The organism is Nocardioides sp. AN3, assembly GCF_054653495.1.
Window position 1 is genome coordinate 296,425 of sequence record NZ_BAAIGC010000001.1, and the last position, 16,767, is coordinate 313,191.

At 65.3% G+C, this 16,767-nt stretch carries 16 protein-coding genes and 1 pseudogene; 14 read left to right on the forward strand and 3 right to left on the reverse strand.

Translation table 11 applies throughout. The features are described from left to right. Positions 1–74 precede the first annotated feature (74 nt). The 13 genes and pseudogenes from ACYQ1K_RS01320 to ACYQ1K_RS01380 all read left to right on the forward strand — a co-directional run bounded on the left by ACYQ1K_RS01320 (position 75) and on the right by ACYQ1K_RS01380 (position 11,689). A complete protein-coding gene (locus ACYQ1K_RS01320) occupies positions 75–704 on the forward strand; it encodes a thioredoxin family protein (protein ID WP_459980660.1) in 630 nt (209 codons plus the stop codon). A gap of 213 nt (positions 705–917) precedes the next feature. Then, positions 918–1,406, forward strand: coding sequence for a DUF4395 domain-containing protein (locus ACYQ1K_RS01325; protein ID WP_459980663.1), 489 nt, complete (start codon positions 918–920; stop codon positions 1,404–1,406). 39 nt (positions 1,407–1,445) lie between these two features. Further along, complete coding sequence (locus ACYQ1K_RS01330) at positions 1,446–2,294, forward strand: sulfurtransferase (protein WP_459980665.1); 849 nt, start codon at positions 1,446–1,448, stop codon at positions 2,292–2,294. Beyond that, positions 2,294–2,590 (forward strand): DUF1416 domain-containing protein, encoded by a 297-nt coding sequence (locus tag ACYQ1K_RS01335; RefSeq protein WP_459980667.1) that lies wholly within the window; start codon positions 2,294–2,296, stop codon positions 2,588–2,590. Before ACYQ1K_RS01330 ends, ACYQ1K_RS01335 begins: the two co-directional genes overlap by 1 nt. A 276-nt stretch (positions 2,591–2,866) precedes the next feature. Next, positions 2,867–3,259 (forward strand): putative periplasmic lipoprotein, encoded by a 393-nt coding sequence (locus ACYQ1K_RS01340; protein WP_459980669.1) that lies wholly within the window; start codon positions 2,867–2,869, stop codon positions 3,257–3,259. 107 nt (positions 3,260–3,366) lie between these two features. Then, positions 3,367–5,115, forward strand: a complete 1,749-nt coding sequence (locus ACYQ1K_RS01345; RefSeq protein WP_459980671.1) for a DUF4012 domain-containing protein — start codon at positions 3,367–3,369, stop codon at positions 5,113–5,115. Continuing rightward, entirely contained in the window at positions 5,109–5,300 is a 192-nt protein-coding gene (locus ACYQ1K_RS01350; protein WP_459980673.1) for a hypothetical protein, read from the forward strand. The genes ACYQ1K_RS01345 and ACYQ1K_RS01350 overlap by 7 nt, the downstream gene beginning before the upstream one ends. Continuing rightward, positions 5,291–6,676 carry a tyrosine-protein kinase domain-containing protein gene (locus ACYQ1K_RS01355; protein WP_459980675.1) on the forward strand — a complete coding sequence of 462 codons (1,386 nt, stop codon included), beginning with the start codon at positions 5,291–5,293 and terminating at the stop codon, positions 6,674–6,676. Before ACYQ1K_RS01350 ends, ACYQ1K_RS01355 begins: the two co-directional genes overlap by 10 nt. Positions 6,677–6,855: 179 nt before the next feature. Continuing rightward, complete coding sequence (locus ACYQ1K_RS01360; RefSeq protein ID WP_459980677.1) at positions 6,856–8,142, forward strand: O-antigen ligase family protein; 1,287 nt, start codon at positions 6,856–6,858, stop codon at positions 8,140–8,142. Then, complete coding sequence (locus ACYQ1K_RS01365) at positions 8,132–9,421, forward strand: lipopolysaccharide biosynthesis protein (RefSeq protein WP_459980678.1); 1,290 nt, start codon at positions 8,132–8,134, stop codon at positions 9,419–9,421. Before ACYQ1K_RS01360 ends, ACYQ1K_RS01365 begins: the two co-directional genes overlap by 11 nt. A gap of 10 nt (positions 9,422–9,431) precedes the next feature. Next, on the forward strand, positions 9,432–10,565 hold the full coding sequence (locus ACYQ1K_RS01370) for a glycosyltransferase (RefSeq protein WP_459980680.1): 1,134 nt from the start codon (positions 9,432–9,434) through the stop codon (positions 10,563–10,565). A gap of 375 nt (positions 10,566–10,940) precedes the next feature. After that, positions 10,941–11,373 (forward strand): annotated as a pseudogene (locus tag ACYQ1K_RS01375) (transposase); the annotation flags it as partial. A gap of 37 nt (positions 11,374–11,410) precedes the next feature. Beyond that, the gene (locus tag ACYQ1K_RS01380; RefSeq protein WP_459980683.1) at positions 11,411–11,689 is read left to right on the forward strand and encodes a hypothetical protein; all 279 of its coding nucleotides are present in this window, start codon (positions 11,411–11,413) and stop codon (positions 11,687–11,689) included. Between the two features lie 140 nt (positions 11,690–11,829). Here ACYQ1K_RS01380 and ACYQ1K_RS01385 read toward each other — a convergent pair whose 3' ends face one another. Beyond that, the gene (locus ACYQ1K_RS01385; RefSeq protein WP_459980685.1) at positions 11,830–11,982 is read right to left on the reverse strand and encodes a hypothetical protein; all 153 of its coding nucleotides are present in this window, start codon (positions 11,980–11,982) and stop codon (positions 11,830–11,832) included. 351 nt (positions 11,983–12,333) lie between these two features. Next, a complete protein-coding gene (locus tag ACYQ1K_RS01390; RefSeq protein ID WP_459980688.1) occupies positions 12,334–13,431 on the reverse strand; it encodes a glycosyltransferase in 1,098 nt (365 codons plus the stop codon). Between the two features lie 728 nt (positions 13,432–14,159). Here ACYQ1K_RS01390 and ACYQ1K_RS01395 point away from each other — a divergent pair. Next, positions 14,160–15,248, forward strand: coding sequence for an acyltransferase family protein (locus ACYQ1K_RS01395; protein ID WP_459980689.1), 1,089 nt, complete (start codon positions 14,160–14,162; stop codon positions 15,246–15,248). 617 nt (positions 15,249–15,865) lie between these two features. On the opposite strand, the gene ACYQ1K_RS01400 is transcribed toward ACYQ1K_RS01395, so the two are convergent. Continuing rightward, positions 15,866–16,726, reverse strand: coding sequence for an alkaline phosphatase family protein (locus ACYQ1K_RS01400; protein ID WP_459980691.1), 861 nt, complete (start codon positions 16,724–16,726; stop codon positions 15,866–15,868). Positions 16,727–16,767: the final 41 nt, after the last annotated feature.

Below are 16,767 nucleotides of genomic sequence, written 5' to 3' on the forward strand. Positions count from 1 at the left end.
ACGTGACTGACTCGGATCCGCGGCATAGATCGACAGACGGAATGCGGCGGGCGTGTCACGGCGTTGAGACCCGCATGACCGGACTGTGGATCGCCTGCGCGGCGATCGCAGTGGCCCTGGTGTTCGGCACCTTCCGCGCCGCGACGGACGGCCGCTTCAAAGGAACCCACGCGGTGCGCGGCATCGAGCACCCGGCCGTCGGTGAAGCGGCGGGCGCTGACCCTGACGATGGCCGAGCAGCGAGCGCGGGCCCTACCGATGGTCGAGTAGCGAGCGCGGGCCCTACCGATGGTCGAGTAGCGAGCCCCAGCGAGCGTATCGAGACCCCACCCGAGACCCCACCCGAGACCCCACCCGAGACCCCACCCGAGACCCCACCCGAGACCCCAGTCGAGACCACCTGGACCCAGCTGGCCGACGTGGTCGGCACGACTCAGCCAGGACAGCGCGCGACGCTGGTCCAGTTCTCGAGCGCGTTCTGCGCACCGTGCCGCGTCACACGCCGTGTGCTCGCGGAGGTGTCGGACGTCGTGCCGGGTGTCGTCCACGTCGAGATCGACGCCGAGCACCATCTCGACGCGGTTAGGCGCCTGGGGATCCTGCGCACGCCGACGACGCTCATCCTCGACGCCGACGGGCATGAGGTGGCGCGGGCCGCGGGCGCCCCGCGCAAGGAGCAGGTGCTCCAGGCACTCCCGTCGTGACATCTCAAAACACGGGACAGAAGTCCAAGATGCGAGACGGCAAGTTGGGGGCGTGGCGGCATGGTCCTAGGGTTGCTGCCATGTCGTCGACCATGCTGACCAAGCGCCGCGCAGTGGACCACTGCCGCGTGCGCTCGTCGCTGTGTCGAATGTCGGCCTGAGCCACCATCCCAGCCGACGAACCGGCCGCTGACGCGCGGCCACAGGAGAGACATGTCCACCCAGCAGCGCGCTGGTCGAGTCGCGAGCGCCAGCGACCAGGTCGAGATCCGTCTCGACCCGGCCGGCATCGACCCTCGCGGACCGCAGTTCAACGCTGCGGTGACGGTTGTCGTGCTGGTCGTCATCCTCGCCACGGCCGGATTGGTTATCGCGACCGTGCTCACGGCCGTCCAGGCGGCGCTGTTCGTCTGGGGCGCTACCGCCGGCGTCACGAGGACGCCGCACGCGAAGGTCTTCAAGGCGCTCATCCGGCCTCGGCTCGCCAGCCCGGACCACCTTGAGGACCCGGCGCCGCCGCGGTTCGCGCAAGGAGTCGGCGCCGTCTTCACGGGCGTTGCCCTCGTCGCCTTCCTGCTCGGGTCCACGGTCGTCGGTGTGATCGCGATCGCGTTCGCGCTGGTGGCGGCCACGCTCAACGCGGTCTTCCGGTTCTGCCTGGGCTGCGAGCTCTACCTGCACGTCAAGCGCTTCACCCACTGAAGGATCACGCGCCACAGGCGCATTAGAAAGGGAACAGATATGAGCCGCGAGAACACTCTCGTCTCCGCCCAGTGGGTGGAGGAGCACCTGGATGACCCCAAGGTCGTCCTGGTCGAGGTCGACGAGGACACCTCCGCCTACGACAAGGGACACATCAAGGGCGCCATCAAGCTCGACTGGACCACCGACCTGCAGGACCAGGTCCGTCGTGACTTCGTCAACAAGCAGCAGTTCGAAGCCCTGCTCTCGAGCCGCGGCGTGAGCAACGACGACACCGTCGTGCTCTACGGCGGCAACAACAACTGGTTCGCGGCGTATGCGTACTGGTACTTCAAGCTCTACGGCCACCAGGACGTCAAGCTCCTCGACGGCGGCCGCAAGAAGTGGGAGCTCGACAGCCGCGAACTCACCGACGAGGCCCCCAACCGCGCGGAGACCAGCTACACCGCGCAGGAGCAGGACGGCAGCATCCGCGCCTTCCGCGACGAGGTCGTCGCCGCCATCGGCGCGCAGAACCTGGTCGACGTCCGCAGCCCCGACGAGTACGCCGGCCGGCTGCTCGCTCCGGCCCACCTGCCGCAGGAGCAGGCCCAGCGTGCGGGGCACATCCCGACCGCGGTCAGCGTCCCGTGGAGCAAGGCGGCCAACGACGACGGCACCTTCAAGTCCGACGACGAGCTGAAGACGATCTACTCCGAGGCCGGCGTCGACTGGAGCAAGGACACCATCGCCTACTGCCGCATCGGCGAGCGCAGCTCGCACACGTGGTTCGTGCTCAAGGAGCTGCTCGGCCAGGAGAACGTCAAGAACTACGACGGCTCGTGGACCGAGTATGGCTCGCTCGTGGGCGTTCCGGTCGTCCTGGGTGACGAGAGGGGCGAGGCCTGATGTGCGGCGCGACTGAGGGCGGCCTGAGCCTGGCTGGCGTGGACGTTGCCAAGGAGGCCGTGATCCAGGGCCAGGTCATCCGCGACGGCGAGCCCGTGGGCGGCGCGTACGTGCGCCTGCTCGACCGCACGGGGGAGTTCACCGCCGAGGTGCCCACCAGCGCCTCCGGCCACTTCCGGTTCTTCGCCGGCGACGGCCAGTGGACGCTGCGCACGCTGGCTCCGCGCAGCGAGCCCGTCGACCGCCAGGTCCAGGCGTCGGTCGGCAGCGTCGCCGAGGTGCAGATCACCCTCTGACACCGCCGACGAAGCCCGTCCCAGGTCCCCTGGGGCGGGCTTCGTCGCGTCTGGGAGGGCCGCCCTTAACCCGGCTGTTCAACCGCCTGGGATGTGAGCCGCGACACAGTAGCGCGAAGTTTCCCTCCTCGTACATGAAATCCATGTTTCACTTCGGGACATTTTCGAGATTTGCCTGCGCAGCGGTGCTTGGTCATGGTTGCCTAACGACTCGGACCGGCGCGTCTACATCTCGGGCGTCCCGGGGGACAAGACCAAATAAGGGGAATTTTCCACATGAAGAAGCTCATCGCCAGCGTGTTCGCGGCCACCCTGATCGGTGCCGGACTGGTGACGATGTCGGGCGCGACCTCCGCAAACGCCGCCGTCAGCACCGTCTACCCGAACACTGTCAACACCGCCACCAAGGTCGTCGGCCCGAGCCGCGCGCGCAAGGGCAAGCGCGTCAAGGTTCAGCCGGTCGTCACCAACCACGCCAAGGGCACCGTCACCGTGACGATCCGCCTGAACGGCCGCGTCATCAAGCGCATCACCGTGGCCCCGGGCGCCACGATCACCTTCAAGCCCACCAAGAAGGGCACCTACAAGATCTCGGCCGTCTTCAAGCCGGCCGCGAACACGCCCTTCAAGGCGTCGTCCTCGCCGGTCAAGGTCATCCGCGTCAAGTGACCGACTGAGCCCGGCTGCACGGCTGCATGACGACGGGGTCCCGCGACTCGTGGGACCCCGTCGCCGCGCCTGGCTGAGCTCCCGCCGACACCCGAAGGTTCGATCACTTGCGTCTTCAGCCCTCGTGGCGCCTCATCTCGGCTGCCATCGTCCTGGTGCTCCTCGTCCTCGGCGCCTACGCCGGCTGGCTCGTGTGGAGCACCGCCAAGAGCCTGACATCGGCATCCGACGATGCGCGCTCCCTCAAGACCGCGATCGTGGCGGGCGATGATCACGCCATCGACGCCGCGTTCGCGAGATTGGCCGACACCGCCGACACCGCCAAGCGTCGCACCGACTCCCCGGTGTGGTCGCTGCTGACCTATCTGCCCGGCTTCGGTGACGACGCGCGCGGCGTGCGCGTGGTCAGCCAGTCCGCCTCCGATATCACGACTGGCGGACTGAAGGACCTGGCCCACCAGGCCGGTGATCTCCACGCGCTGCTCCCGGCGAAGGGTGGTGTCGACCTTCCGCTGGTCGAGCGGCTGCAGCAGCCGGTGGCCACGGGTTACGCAGCACTGACCCGCGCTGACGAGCAGCTATCGGCTGAGGACCCGTCGGGCTACGTGGAGCCGCTGAAGCTGAAGTATCGCGACCTCTCACGAGAGATCCACGACGCGGCGAGCGCTCTCGGCGTCGCCAACAAGGCGATGCAGGTGCTGCCCGCCATGCTCGGTGGCGAGGGCCAGCGCCACTACCTGCTGGTGATGCAGAACAACGCCGAGATCCGGGCGACCGGCGGCCTGCCGGGGGCGGTCTCGCTCGTGACGGCCGACCACGGCAAGCTCACGATGGACAAGCAGGTCGCCGGCAATGCCTTCGGCCAGGCGTCCAAGCCCGTGCTTCCATTGTCCAAGGAAGAGACGGCGCTCTACGGCGCGCAGCTGGGCACCTACTTCGTCGACGCCAACTTCACTCCGGACTTCCCGCGCACGGCCGAGCTCATGAAGGCCCGCTGGGAGCAGGTGGAGGGCGGCAAGATCGATGGCGTCGTCTCGATTGACCCGGTCGCGCTCTCCTATCTGCTCCGCGCCACCGGTCCGGTCCAGGCCGCCGGCGTCACACTTACTGCGGATAACGCGGTCGACCAGCTTCTTCATCAGGTCTACGTCCGGATCCCTGAGCCGCCGAAGCAGGACATCTTCTTCCGCCAGGTCGCTCTGGAGGTGTTCGGCAAACTCACCTCGGGCGCGGGGAACCGGTCGGCCTTGGTCTCGGCGCTGCGACAGGGGGCGGCCGAGCACCGCATCCTCGTGCACGACTTCAGCAGCGCGGACCAGAAGGTCTTGGCCGGCACGGCGGTGGCCGGTGAGCTCACCCCGTCGGGCGCCAGCACGAACCCGCAGGTCGGCGTCTACTTCAACGACTCCACTGGCGCCAAGATGTCGTACTACCTCCGCTACGACGCCCAGCTGAGGGCGACGTCGTGCAGAGCCGGCGTGCAGACCTTCTCGGGCAGAGTGACGGTCAGGTCGACCGCCCCGAAGAACGCGGCCAGTCTGCCTGCGTACATCACCGGCGGTGGCGCCTACGGCGTCGATCCCGGCAACCAGATCGTCAATGTGCAGATCTACGGGCCGGTCGGTGGCGTCGTCGGCGAGATCCAGACCAATGGTGAGACGGACGCGGCCCAACAGCAGAGCACGATCGGCGGTCGGCCGGTGCGCCAGGTCTGGCTCTACCTCGCCCCCGGTCAGACGAGTGACGTCAGTTGGACGATGACATCGGGCGCCGGCCAGTCCGGTGCGACCGACCTTGCGGTCACCCCATCCGTCGAGGCCGGCTCCAAGTCGATGACGGTGAGCTCAGCATGCTGACGGCGACCGCTGGTCGAGTAGCGAGCGCCAGCGAGCGTATCGAGACCATTCCAACGCCCGCTGGTCGAGTAGCGAGCGCCAGCGAGCGTATCGAGACCCCCACTCTTGGTCCCACCCAGACCAACCCCCTCGGGAAGCCCTTGCCGACCGGTGAGGACAAGAACTGGAGCATCACATGGAACTGAGCGACTACCTGCGGATCGTGCGGCGTCGGTGGCTCTCGATCGCGATCATCACGGTGCTGTGCGCCCTTGCTGCGCTTGGCCTGACGCTGACCCAGACGAAGCAGTACTCCTCGAGCGTGCAGCTCTTCGTGTCCACCACGGTCGCCGATGCTGACAACGCCAACAACATCAACGCCGGCGGATTGTTCTCCCAGGCGCGGGTGCAGTCATACGCAGGGCTTGCATCGAGCCGCGAGCTTGCGTCCACGGTGATCCAAAAGTTGAACCTCGACACAACGCCGTTAGAGCTTTCCAAACAAGTCTCTTCCGAGGTGACAACGAATACCGTCAACCTGACTCTCACGGTGAAGGACACGGATCCCCACCAGGCACAGAGCATCGCTCAGGCGTACGCCGAGTCGCTCACGGACCTTGTCCGCCGGCTCGAGACACCGCCGGGGGAGTCCACGGCCCCCATCAAGGCGACCGTTGTTGACAACGCCTCGTACTCAGACGAGCCGGTCTCGCCGAAGCCGGTACGCAACATCGGGCTTGGCGTGGTGCTTGGCCTGTTGCTCGGATTCGGCGTGGCGGTGCTGCGCCAGACGCTCGACACGCGTGTTCACTCCGTCGAGGAAGCAGTTGAACTGACTGACAAGCCCGTGCTCGGCGCGATCGCGTTCGATGCCGCGGCTAAGGACCTGCCGCTTGTCAGTGACCTGCCGTCCCACTCGCCGCGGGCAGAGGCGTTTCGTGTGCTCCGAACAAACCTGCAGTTCATCGACGTAGACAGTCAGAACAAAGTCTTCGTGCTTACCTCTGCGGTCCCCGGCGAAGGGAAGACCTCGACGGCACTCAGCTTGGCAATCAGTCTTGCCCAAGCTGGTGTGCGCACACTCCTGATCGAGGGTGACCTCCGACGCCCACGTGCAGCTCAACGGCTCGAACTCGACGGTGCCGTTGGGGTGACAAGCGTCCTAGTTGGGAAGGTGAAGTTCGAGGACGCTCTCCAACACGAGGACAGCACGGGCCTAGACTTCCTGGCCTCTGGCCCAGTTCCCCCAAACCCTGCCGAGTTGCTGCAGTCGAACGCCATGCGCGACTTGGTCGCCACCGCTCGTGAGTCATACGACGTCGTACTTATCGACGCACCGCCACTGCTTCCAGTCACCGACGCCGCGGTCCTCGCACGTCAGGCGGACGGAGCGATCTTGGTGATCAAGCACGGGAAGATCACGCGAGACCAAATCAAACTCTCGATGGACCGTCTCGCGCAGGTCGATGCCACGCTGGTCGGAGTCGTGATGAACATGCTGCCGACGAAGGGCCGCGGCTACGGCTACGGCTACGGCTACGGCTACGGCTACGGACCTCAGGGCGATCGAGCGGCCAAGTAGACATATCCCGTCACCGCAAGGGGTTGGTTGGCCCCGGGCCGCTAGCTCCATTCAGGAACGAATCGCAAGGACGTCTTCATATGGACCGGATGCTTCTCGCTGCGGCCGCGCTTGCGTGCGCCGGGCTGTGGGCGATCCTGCCGCGCACTGCTGCGAGCGCACCCCGACCATTTGTCGCGATGGTTCTTCTCCTCACATGTACCTCTCTACTTCCGAATCCGCTAGCTGCGCCCGTGCAAACGCTCGCACTCCTTGGGGCGTTGGTTGGGTGGTTAGCCAATCCCGACGGTCGGCGCGGGCGCTTCCAGGTCGGCCTCGTCATAGTTGCTACTAGCTACTTTCTCGTTTTGCTGGCGCACCCCAACGTGCCAAGCCTTCATGTCGGCATCTTGGGGGTTCGCAAGTCGACATGGGCCCTCTGGGGTCTCGTTCTCGGTGCGTCGGTGTCTGGCTCTCGAGTCGCCGCCGCGTGGCGATGGACGGTGGCATCTCTATGGGTTGCCGTCGCTGCCTCGGTCGCGCTTTTTCTTCTCGCCCCAGCGCTGGCGCAGAACATCGCCGGAAGTGAAAAGGCCAACGTCTACACCGGATTGATTGACGGTGAGATCCGCATGCATGGCATCTTCGCGGGCCCGTTTCATGCTGCTCTCGCGGGTATTGTTCTAATAGGCGCGGGGGTCGCCATCTGGGGAAGTAAGAAATGGCTCGCCGTGCTCGTGGTCGCTATGGGTCTGGTTGGAACTTACCTCACCCTCGTGAGGACCGCCTATGTCGCAATCGGCCTAATGGTGGGTGCTCTGATATTGGTTTCCCCTTCAGTCGGAAGCTTTATGCGCCGCCTAATGATGAGCGTCTCGGCGGCCGTGATTGGTGTCGTAGCTGTGGCAATTACACGACCCGCCGCGTTGTCGACGGTCGAATCGATTAGCGGTGCCGCGTCCGATGACCGCTTTCTCAACCGCGTCCCAGGATGGATTGAGGGTCTCGCAATGTTTTCTCAATCACCGATTATCGGATGGGGGCCCGGTGCGGCTGGTGACGTCATGGGCGAGTATTTCATCGGTTTGCATCGGCATATCAATGCGCATAATCTACTCTTGAAGTACGCTGTCGAGGGCGGCCTTATTGCCGTGTTGCTCGTTGCGCTCCTATCTATATCACTCATTCGGGCTATTGATCCGTCGACGCCGACTGGGATGAGCGCACTCCTTGCTTTCGTGGGATTGCTCGGCCTGGGACTGACCGTTTCATCAGTCGAGGCACTTCCGGTTTCCTACCTGGTGTTCGTGCTCGTCGGACTGGCGCTCCCCGGGCAACGGCAGGCGAGTCCCGGGGTCGGCGCTGGCTCAACAGAGATCGGTAGACGCGATTCGCTAACAGATCCGGGATCTGCGCGCCGTCCGGCCTCCTTGGGACCGGTCGTGTCGGGCCGTCCGGTGGGAGGAAGACGGTCCGTTGTCTCCTGATCGAGGCGCCCGAAGGCTGCTGTCATCACCTTCCATTCTGCCGATATCGAAACTCGCGAGCATGGTTCTACCGTTCGTCGTTGCTCCGCTTATTGCACGCGATCTCGGCCCGACTGAGCGCGGACTATACGGGTCCGCAATTGCGGGTTTGACGCTCGCGCCCGTTCTGTTCGGCATGGGTCTCCCGCTTGCAGTGCGTCGAGCGGAAGCGCACGGTATGGGGGATGCGGCAACCCGTACCGCCCTGTGGATCTGCGTCGTAATGCTCCTGCCAGCGGTCGGCGTTGGCCTGCTCGTTGCGCACTATTTGCTGCCAGGCCTAACGGAGATCGGAGTTACGGCATTTGCCGCCGCCTCCGGATCGGCAGTCATCCAAACCTTCGGCCTATGTCTCCAAGGAAAGCTCGTTGTCGCTCATCGATACGCCTCGATCGCCGTTGTGCAGATCGCGCAGTCGCTCACGATGTCCTTCGGCGCCGCTGCGCTGTGGCTAACCGACCGGATGACAGTCGCCTCGCTGCTCTTGGTCTTCGTGGCGAGCATTATTGCGACGGTCTTGGCGGCTACGGCAACGGCCCGAGTTCCGTTGCGGGGGTCCCTGGTGAAGTCCTATCCGCTGATGATCGAGAGTATTTCTTACGCGGGAAGCCAAATCGCGGAGACAGGGAGCAATACGCTGATCCCACTGCTCGCGCTCCTTGTCATCGGCGGTGAAGAAAGTGGTTACTTGTCGGTTGCAATGACAATCGCTTCGCTCGCAGCGGTGCTTGCCAACACCTTGGGCATCCTCGGTTATCGAGATGCGGCACGGCGGACCGGCGCCGAGTTGGCGGAGTTCTGCGCACTAATAGTCCGGATTTCCTTGGTCTCCGCTGGCGTGTTTGCCGCTGTGATGGCGGCGCTGACTCCCCTGCTCATCTCGTTCCTGTTCGGGCAGGAGTACCGACCCGCGGCGGCCCCGGCCGTCGTCGCGGTTGGTGGTTCCGTCCTATACGTGCTGAACTTCGCGACCTCACAGTTACTTGCCGCCCAAGGGCGCGGTTGGACGATGACCATGGCGCAAGTCGGTGGGCTCGTCGTGGGGGTCGCCATGTTCATCGGCGGCGCTGGATGGGCCGGGGCTGTGTGGGGCGCGTCAGCAGTCCTTGTCGCCCGAGCCGTGACGGCGGTGGTTTCGCTACGCGGCTTGCCTTCTCGCGGTGCCAGTTTTGTTCCGAAGATGAGCGATCTGACCATGGCCGCTCGTGTCTACGTCCGTGGCCTTCCCGCGGATGCTTAAGGAGCGGACCATGCGAACAGAGATCAATGGTGTGATGGCATTCCCGATCCACGGACACCGAAAGCTTCGATGTGAGGGATACCGCACCCGTGATGGGCACATCATCGAGTGGATGAGCAATCTGTTGCGATCCACCCAGACCGGAATCGAGGTCATCAGTCGTCCCGAACCGGTCGCGAAGGTGATTACTGATCGGTTCCGGGCGAGGCCTCGCGACAACGATCTCGAAGGTGTCGACTACATCGACCCACTAACACTCCGTCTCCCTGCGCTTAAAGACAGGTTCCGATGGTGGGACGACTCGCTCAGGTTTTTTCCGTCACGGTCTCACGACGCGACCGGCCGCGTTGCCGTGGTGTGGAATCCTATGCTGGGCCGGGCCGAGTGGTGGCCGAACCTATGTGAGACCGCCGCACACGTTCATCTCGATCTTCTCGACGACTGGACGGTGCACTATGCTTTTCGGAATCTTCGGGCGGAGGTCGAGCAGTCGTACCGTCGGATGTTCAACGCGGCCGCTACTGTCACCGCGAATTCCGAGGGAACCTTGGCGCTCGCGCATCGCTTTGGCAGGTCGGACACGCGATTGCTCACCAACGGGGTCGACCCCGATCGGTTTGATCTTCAGAGCAAGGCGAACGGCGCGATGACAGTAGGGTACGTCGGCAAAATCGGCGAACGGCTTGACTTGGAATTGATCGCCAATGCCGTGACGCGTAACCCGAGCGTCCAATTTGTATTTGCTGGACCTGTGCTTGATGGCGGGTTCAAGGCGTTTCATCGGGCCCACTCGAACATTGAGTGGCTCGGGGACGTTCATTACGAGGACGTTCCCGAACTCCTTCGCCGCTTCGATATTGGTTGGGTCCCACACCGGGTCGGTGAGGGTGAGGTCGGCGGTGACGTCATTAAGACCTACGAATATCGCGCCGCTGGCCTGCCGGTCCTGAGCACGCCGATCGCCGGCATCAGCGACCGCGGATTCTCCGTTGTCACCGTCCTGCCCGGTTCGCAGCATGGCGATTGGCTCATGGAGGCGCTCGGTTCTGGCCGCCCTCGGCGCGTGTCAGAGCAATTTCCTCCGGATGTCACCTGGCGCTCGAAAGCCGCAGAAATACTGCGCACTACCGGGGTGTCCATCTGAGATGATATGGCGGCGGTTGCGGCCGTCCCCGTTCCGCGTCAGAGTTAATGCACCAGAGGCCGGTTGAAATACCCAACCAGGAGACGGCTACGTTTCGTCCGTTTCGAAAGGTTGGAGTAGATGACAGAGCCTATGCGTATGCCCGGGCATTAGCTCTCGAGGGGGAAGCCGAGGAAGCGGTTTGCCCCCCGTTACCTTCTTCCTGACCCCAAGCCAAGGGGTTCTGGTCACCAGGCCCGGTGTGGCTCTCTGCCCCTGTCGTACGCATGATTCGGGGGTGTTGCCGCCGGGGCTGGTGGCGGAGGATGACCGCTGATAGGGACAGGGCCGCCGAATGGTTGGTCTCTTCGTAACGTGGATGCCGGCGCTCTTCGCCTGGCCAAGCAGATCGAGGAGATGTTCGATGCACACCCCTCTTTCCCGAGTCCTGACCTCGACGCCCGGCATCGGCGTCAGGACCGGAGCCCGCATCCTCCTCGAAGTCGGCGACGGGTCCTCCTTCCCCACCGCCGGCCACCTCGCCGCCTACGCCGGCCTCGCACCCGTCACCCGTCGCTCAGGGTCCAGCATCCGGGGCGAACACCCCAGCCGCGGCGGGAACAAGAACCTCAAACGAGCCTTCTTCCTCGCCGCCTTCGCAGCCCTGTCCGACCCGGCCAGCCGGGCCTACTACGACCGCAAACGCGCCGAGAAGAAGAAGCATAACGCCGCCCTCATCTGCCTCGCCCGACGACGCGTCGACGTCCTCCACGCCATGCTCCGCAACGGCAACCTCTACGAAGACCGATCAACCCCCACCGCGGCTTGACGAACCCCATAGGGACACCCCCCCGGAGAAGTGCGAGTTGTTCGTGCAGGTGCTGACCCAGCAGGCGACCCAACGGGAGGCTGCTGAGAAGTTCGGCGTGGACCGGTCCGCGGTGGTGCACGTGTGCATGACCGCGAAGCAGGGCGCGCTGGAGGCGTTGGCGTCCTCGGTCCCGGGAAGACCCGGCGGCCGCGGCAAGTCCGTGGAGCAGGTCGAGCTCGATGATGCCCGGGCCGAGATCGAGCGGTTGCGGGCCACCATCGCCGAGCAGGCCGTGGAGTTGCGTCTGCACAAGGGAAGATCGCGTTGGGACTGACCGCCGGCCCGTCCCGACGGGGGTGGACGCAGACGTCAAGGCCGGTCTGCTCGCCCTGGTCGACCACGCCACCGGCGATGGCCCCGAGCAGGGCGGCTGGTCGCTGCGGCGGACCGCGGCGGTGCTGGGCATCGACCATGTCAGGTGCTGCTCGCGGTCTCTGACAACGGCCCGCAGATGACCTCGACCGCGACCGCGGTGTTCATGGCCGGGGCCCGGATCGCCCAGCACTTCGGCCGTCCCTCGACCGCGAACGACCAGGCCTGGGTCGAGTCGTTCTTCGGCCACCTCAAGGGCGAATGCCCCACCTGGACAAGATCGTCGACCCCGGCGACCCGAGGCCGAGCTCGACCGCCTCCGGAGCCACCACAACACGATCCGGCTCCACGAGGGCATCGGCTACGTCACTCCCGACGACGAGCACAACGGCCGCGGAGGAGCCATCAGCGAGGCCCGCCGAGCCGGCCTCGACAACGCTCGTCGCACGCGGCGGGGAGGCGGAACTCCTCACGCGCGCCGCGTCAGACTTGCTACCCGACGCGACCTCCGCCAAGATCACTCATGAGCACCGCCTCCTGGCCGGGTATTACAACCGCCAACTGGTGCATTTACTCAGACACACCGCGGTCCCTGGTGGGTGTCTTTTATCGCAAGAGGTTGACCAGGGCATCCTCGTAACGGTTGCACACCAGGGTCCAGGTAAAGGTGTCCCGTGCGCGCGACTCGGCTGACGAGGACAATCTGTCCTGAAGGGCTTCATTGCTCAGCACGCTCTGAATGCCCTCGGCAATGCATTCCGGCGACGGATCGAGATACACGCCATCGTGACCGAGGACTTCGCGGTTGTAGATAGTGTCCCGCGCGACGGTCGGTGCACCAAGGGCCATCGCCTGAACCAGAGCAGGGTTGGTGCCCCCGACGCTGTGCCCGTGGAAATAGGCACCAGCATGTTGCCAGAGCGAGTGCAGCCGGTCGTCGTTCGCGACATGCCCGAGCCAACGCACGTTCGGGTTTCGAGCGGCGAGCGACTCGGCCTGCTGGTCAAGCTCTCCGCCGTACCCGCTTGAGCCGACAATCACGACCGGCCATTCGGTGCTGAGCTTCTCGGCAGCGGTTAGGAACTCGGGGATGGTGTTCTCCGGCACGAAGCGCGCGACGACGAGGACGTATCCCCGGTGCGTCAGTCCCGGCTCCACGGGGAGTTCCTCGCGGAAGCGTCCGCCGTACGGGATGTAGATACCGTCGCGATTGAACTCGCGCTTCCAGTAGTCGCCGATCGCGTGCGCGTCGAAGACGAGGTTGTTGGCGTACTTGGCGGTCATCTCTGCACCCCGGTAGAACACCTTGCGTGCGAGATTGCCCCACTTGTCCCGGTCCCACTCGATGCCGTCGACATTGACGAGGGTGGGAATTCCTGCCCGCTTGAGAAGGGGCAGGAAGTAGCCATTGGCCACGTTCATGACGAGTGCGACGTCAGGGCGCTTCAGGGTGGCGTGCACGCTTGCCGTCAGGCCGTAGGTCAGGGTGCTCAAGGACTTGTACTCGAGGCCAGGCGTCGTCTTGCTCACGACGCCGCCTGCGCAGAGGGGATCGTTCGGCTTGATGGCCTTCTTCCGGCCGTAGACCGTGACGTCCCAGCCGTGGTCGACGAGATACGGCGCCAGTTCGCGCACTGCGGTCTCGAAGCCGCCGTAGTAGCTGGGAAAGCCACGCGTGCCAATGATCGCGACGGACTTGCTCAACGTCTCTCCTGCTGCTCGTGCGCGCCTGAGGTCTTCAGGCCCCACGACGCTGGAAAGCCCTGCCCTAGTCTAGGCGTGGGGGTGCTCCCGCGCTGGGCATACCCGGAACTGGGGATGTGACGTAGGCGGCATTGGCGTTTCCTTGTCAGGACAGAGGAGGAATCGCCGTGTCCCTGGTCTCCATCGCCGCATTGGTGCGTCCACATCGAGCCGCCCGTGTCTTTTCCGAGCCCGTGCGGGCGTGCCCCCGTTGCACTCATGCTCTTGGTCGCCGATCGTTCTTCCGCCCGTCTGGGTGCAATGAGCGGCTGCAGGTTCTCTACGATGCTGACGAGGTCCGTTGCGGCTGCAGCGACGCGTTCCACCGCCACTAGACCGTGGGCGGCTGAACCTTCGGCGCTACGGTCCGGCGCCACGACGGCTCCTGATGGAGCGCGGCAGGTTCGAGCGAACTTGATTACGTCGTTCGCTGGCACCGGCTCGGACGCGCCGCGGGCGACGGGGCGCTCGCCCTGGTCACGATGCGACGACCCTGCCGAGCGACCATGATGATCCCGGTTACTCGGATGTCTAGACCTGTGGCGACCGTCGCAGCGCAGCGCGCCAGATCGCGTCACACTCGCGGGATGAAGATAATTCGCAGGTGGCAATGGGGCGGTGCAGGCAGAAGCACCGCCCTTGGCCGTTGCCGCCACATCGGCCGCCACTGACCGGTAGCGTTGTCGCACGTGTCTTCGCCATCTCGGATCACCGCGCTCGATGGGCTTCGCGGTATCGCAGTCGGGCTCGTCGTCCTGCGCCACTTCGTCCCGCCCCTGCTCCCGAACGCGGGCGTCGTCGGCGTTCAGATCTTCTTCGTGCTGTCCGGGTTCCTGATCACCGGCCTGCTCCTTGGTGAGCGCCAACGCACCGGACAGATCAGCATCGCGAACTTCTACATCCGCCGAGCGGTGCGACTGCTCCCCGCCCTTTACGCGATGCTCGCTGCGTACCTCGTCGCAGTGGGGTTCGGCCTTGGGGACGCCCTCGGCACCAGTCTCGGGAAGGCGGCGGCCGGCGCTGCCCTGTCGATCGGTTACGTCTTCAACTTCGGCGCGTCCGCTGGGTGGGCACCTGTCGAGCTCGGCCCGCTGTGGACGCTCAGCGTCGAGGAGCAGTTCTACTTCCTTTGGCCGGTCGCGCTGATCTTCGTGCTCGCACGGGGCTGCGGCCATCGGCTCACGTTGGGTCTCGGGTTTGTGATCGTCGCGACCTGGGTCGTCCGCCCGTTTATGTGGGCGTTGCTCGGCGGCAGGATCTACTTCTTGCCGACCACCTGGATCGACCCGCTCGTCCTCGGGGCCCTGATTGCCATCGTGCGCCACCAAGGCGGCGGGCGGCGGGTCCGTGAGGCGCTGAGCCGGACATGGGTGCAGGTGGCTTGCTGGGTGGTCGTCGCAGCCTGCGCGGCCGCGCCCGAGCTCAAGTCCTCCGGCATCGGCTACACCGCCCTGCTGCCGATCATGACCGTGGCCATGGGCGCGCTCGTCTGGACAGCCGTCGACGCCGCCGATTTGCCGCTATCTCGGCTACTCACGTGGTCGCCGCTGGTCTGGCTGGGCTGGATTTCCTACAGCCTCTACCTGTGGAACTTCCTCGTGCGCGAGGTCGTGATGGCTACCGTTTCCTCCAATCCGCTGGTCGCGATGGCGGTCGGCATGCCGGGCACCTTGCTTATCGCCTGGTCCTCGCGGGCGTTCGTCGAGGAGTGGGCGCTCCGATACAAGGACCGGCTGCAGCGCCCTCGCCGACGCGAGGCGGAGCCGCTGCACGTCTGAGCGTGTCGCGCCGAGTGCTCGCGCTGATTAGACGCCCTTGAGTCGCTCATGCTCCGTCGCGAGCTGCTCGGCGAACCGCTCGGCGAATCCGGTCAGGTGGGGAGCAGAGACCATCCATCGGGTCGGTCGCCCTGGCGCGGAAATGAAGCCCGGCCCGTCCTGGAGTGGTGTAGGTGGGCGTATGCGCCTGCGACGGGCCGCTCGGAGCCGCGCACTGCAGTATGGAACGAGTCTCGGAGTCGATCGCCGTCACGTTCCAGCCTCGGTTGAGGAGATACCGCATGAACGGGCGGGCAACGGGGGCATGCTTCACGCACAGGAGCGATTAAGACCCGTGAGCGTGACGTGGCTGCTGGCCGCGTAGAAGTAGCTAGTCCACGGCGAGGAGGAGCCCCTTTGATTCATGTGGGCGGGCTCGCAACGTGACAGTCAGACCGAGATCACGATCGACGGCGATGTCCCGAATCGGTCGGCCCGCTTGATGGCATTCCGCCAATGCCCCCTTCTGGGGCCCTGATTCCCACTGGCAAAGACCGGGAGGCCGCAACGCGACCAGCGCTGCTCGTGAACAGCGGGTGCGCGTCCAAGTGGACGCGCACCCGCTGTTGCGATGAGGGTCAGTTCCAGATGCCGGTGATGGCCGACTTGCTGGCGGCGTTGCCGAGTGGGGCGAGGCCGTAGGCGTCCTCGATGGTGCGCAGGACGTTGTAGTGGTCGATGCTCTGGGAGTAGTCGCCGACGGTGACGTGTGCGCCGACCAGCGAGGTGTAGATCTGGTTGACGGAGGTGTTGTTGTCCTCGTCGAAGGTCGTGATCAGCAGGCTGTTGTGGGTCTTCGCCCACTGGGCGTAGGCGTCGAGGTGGCTCTGCGCCCACGCGTTGCCGGTGGAGACCGAGCAGTCATGCATGTCGTTGCACAGGTTCGGGACCACGAACGAGACGGTCGGCAGCGTCGTGAAGTCGGTGGGGAAGTCGCTGTAGGGCCGGTGCAGGTTGGCCGCGAGGTTCGAGAAGTCGACCCACGGCGCGTGCTTGCGGGCGTACTTGCCGGCGCTGGAGGTGCAGACAGTGGAGCCGGCAGAGGGCAGGCCCTCGGAGTAGGCCTTGAAGGTGAAGCCGGCCGAGATCAGCTGCTGGCCGAGGTTGCCGGTGGAGTAGGTGTGCGGGCAGGAGTCGTCCGTCCGGCCCTGGGTGGAGCCGGAGAACAGGGCGAGGTAGTTCGGCTCGCTGGGGTGGGTGACGCCGAACGACTTGGTCATCTCGGCGCCCTGGTCGGCGAGCGACTTGAAGTACGGCGCACCTGAGGTGATCTGCGAGACCGAGTGGTTCTCGAAGACGGCGACGACGATGTGGTCGTAGCGCGGGACGGTCACCGCGGCCGACGCGGTGGGCCCTTGGGTGGTGACGGCGACGAGGGCCGCCCCCGCGGCGGCGACCAGGCCGGCGGCAGCAGTGAGATGGCGGAAGGTGAGGCGCATCAGGATCTCCAGAATGAGTGGGGGATGTGACGCAAGCGCGC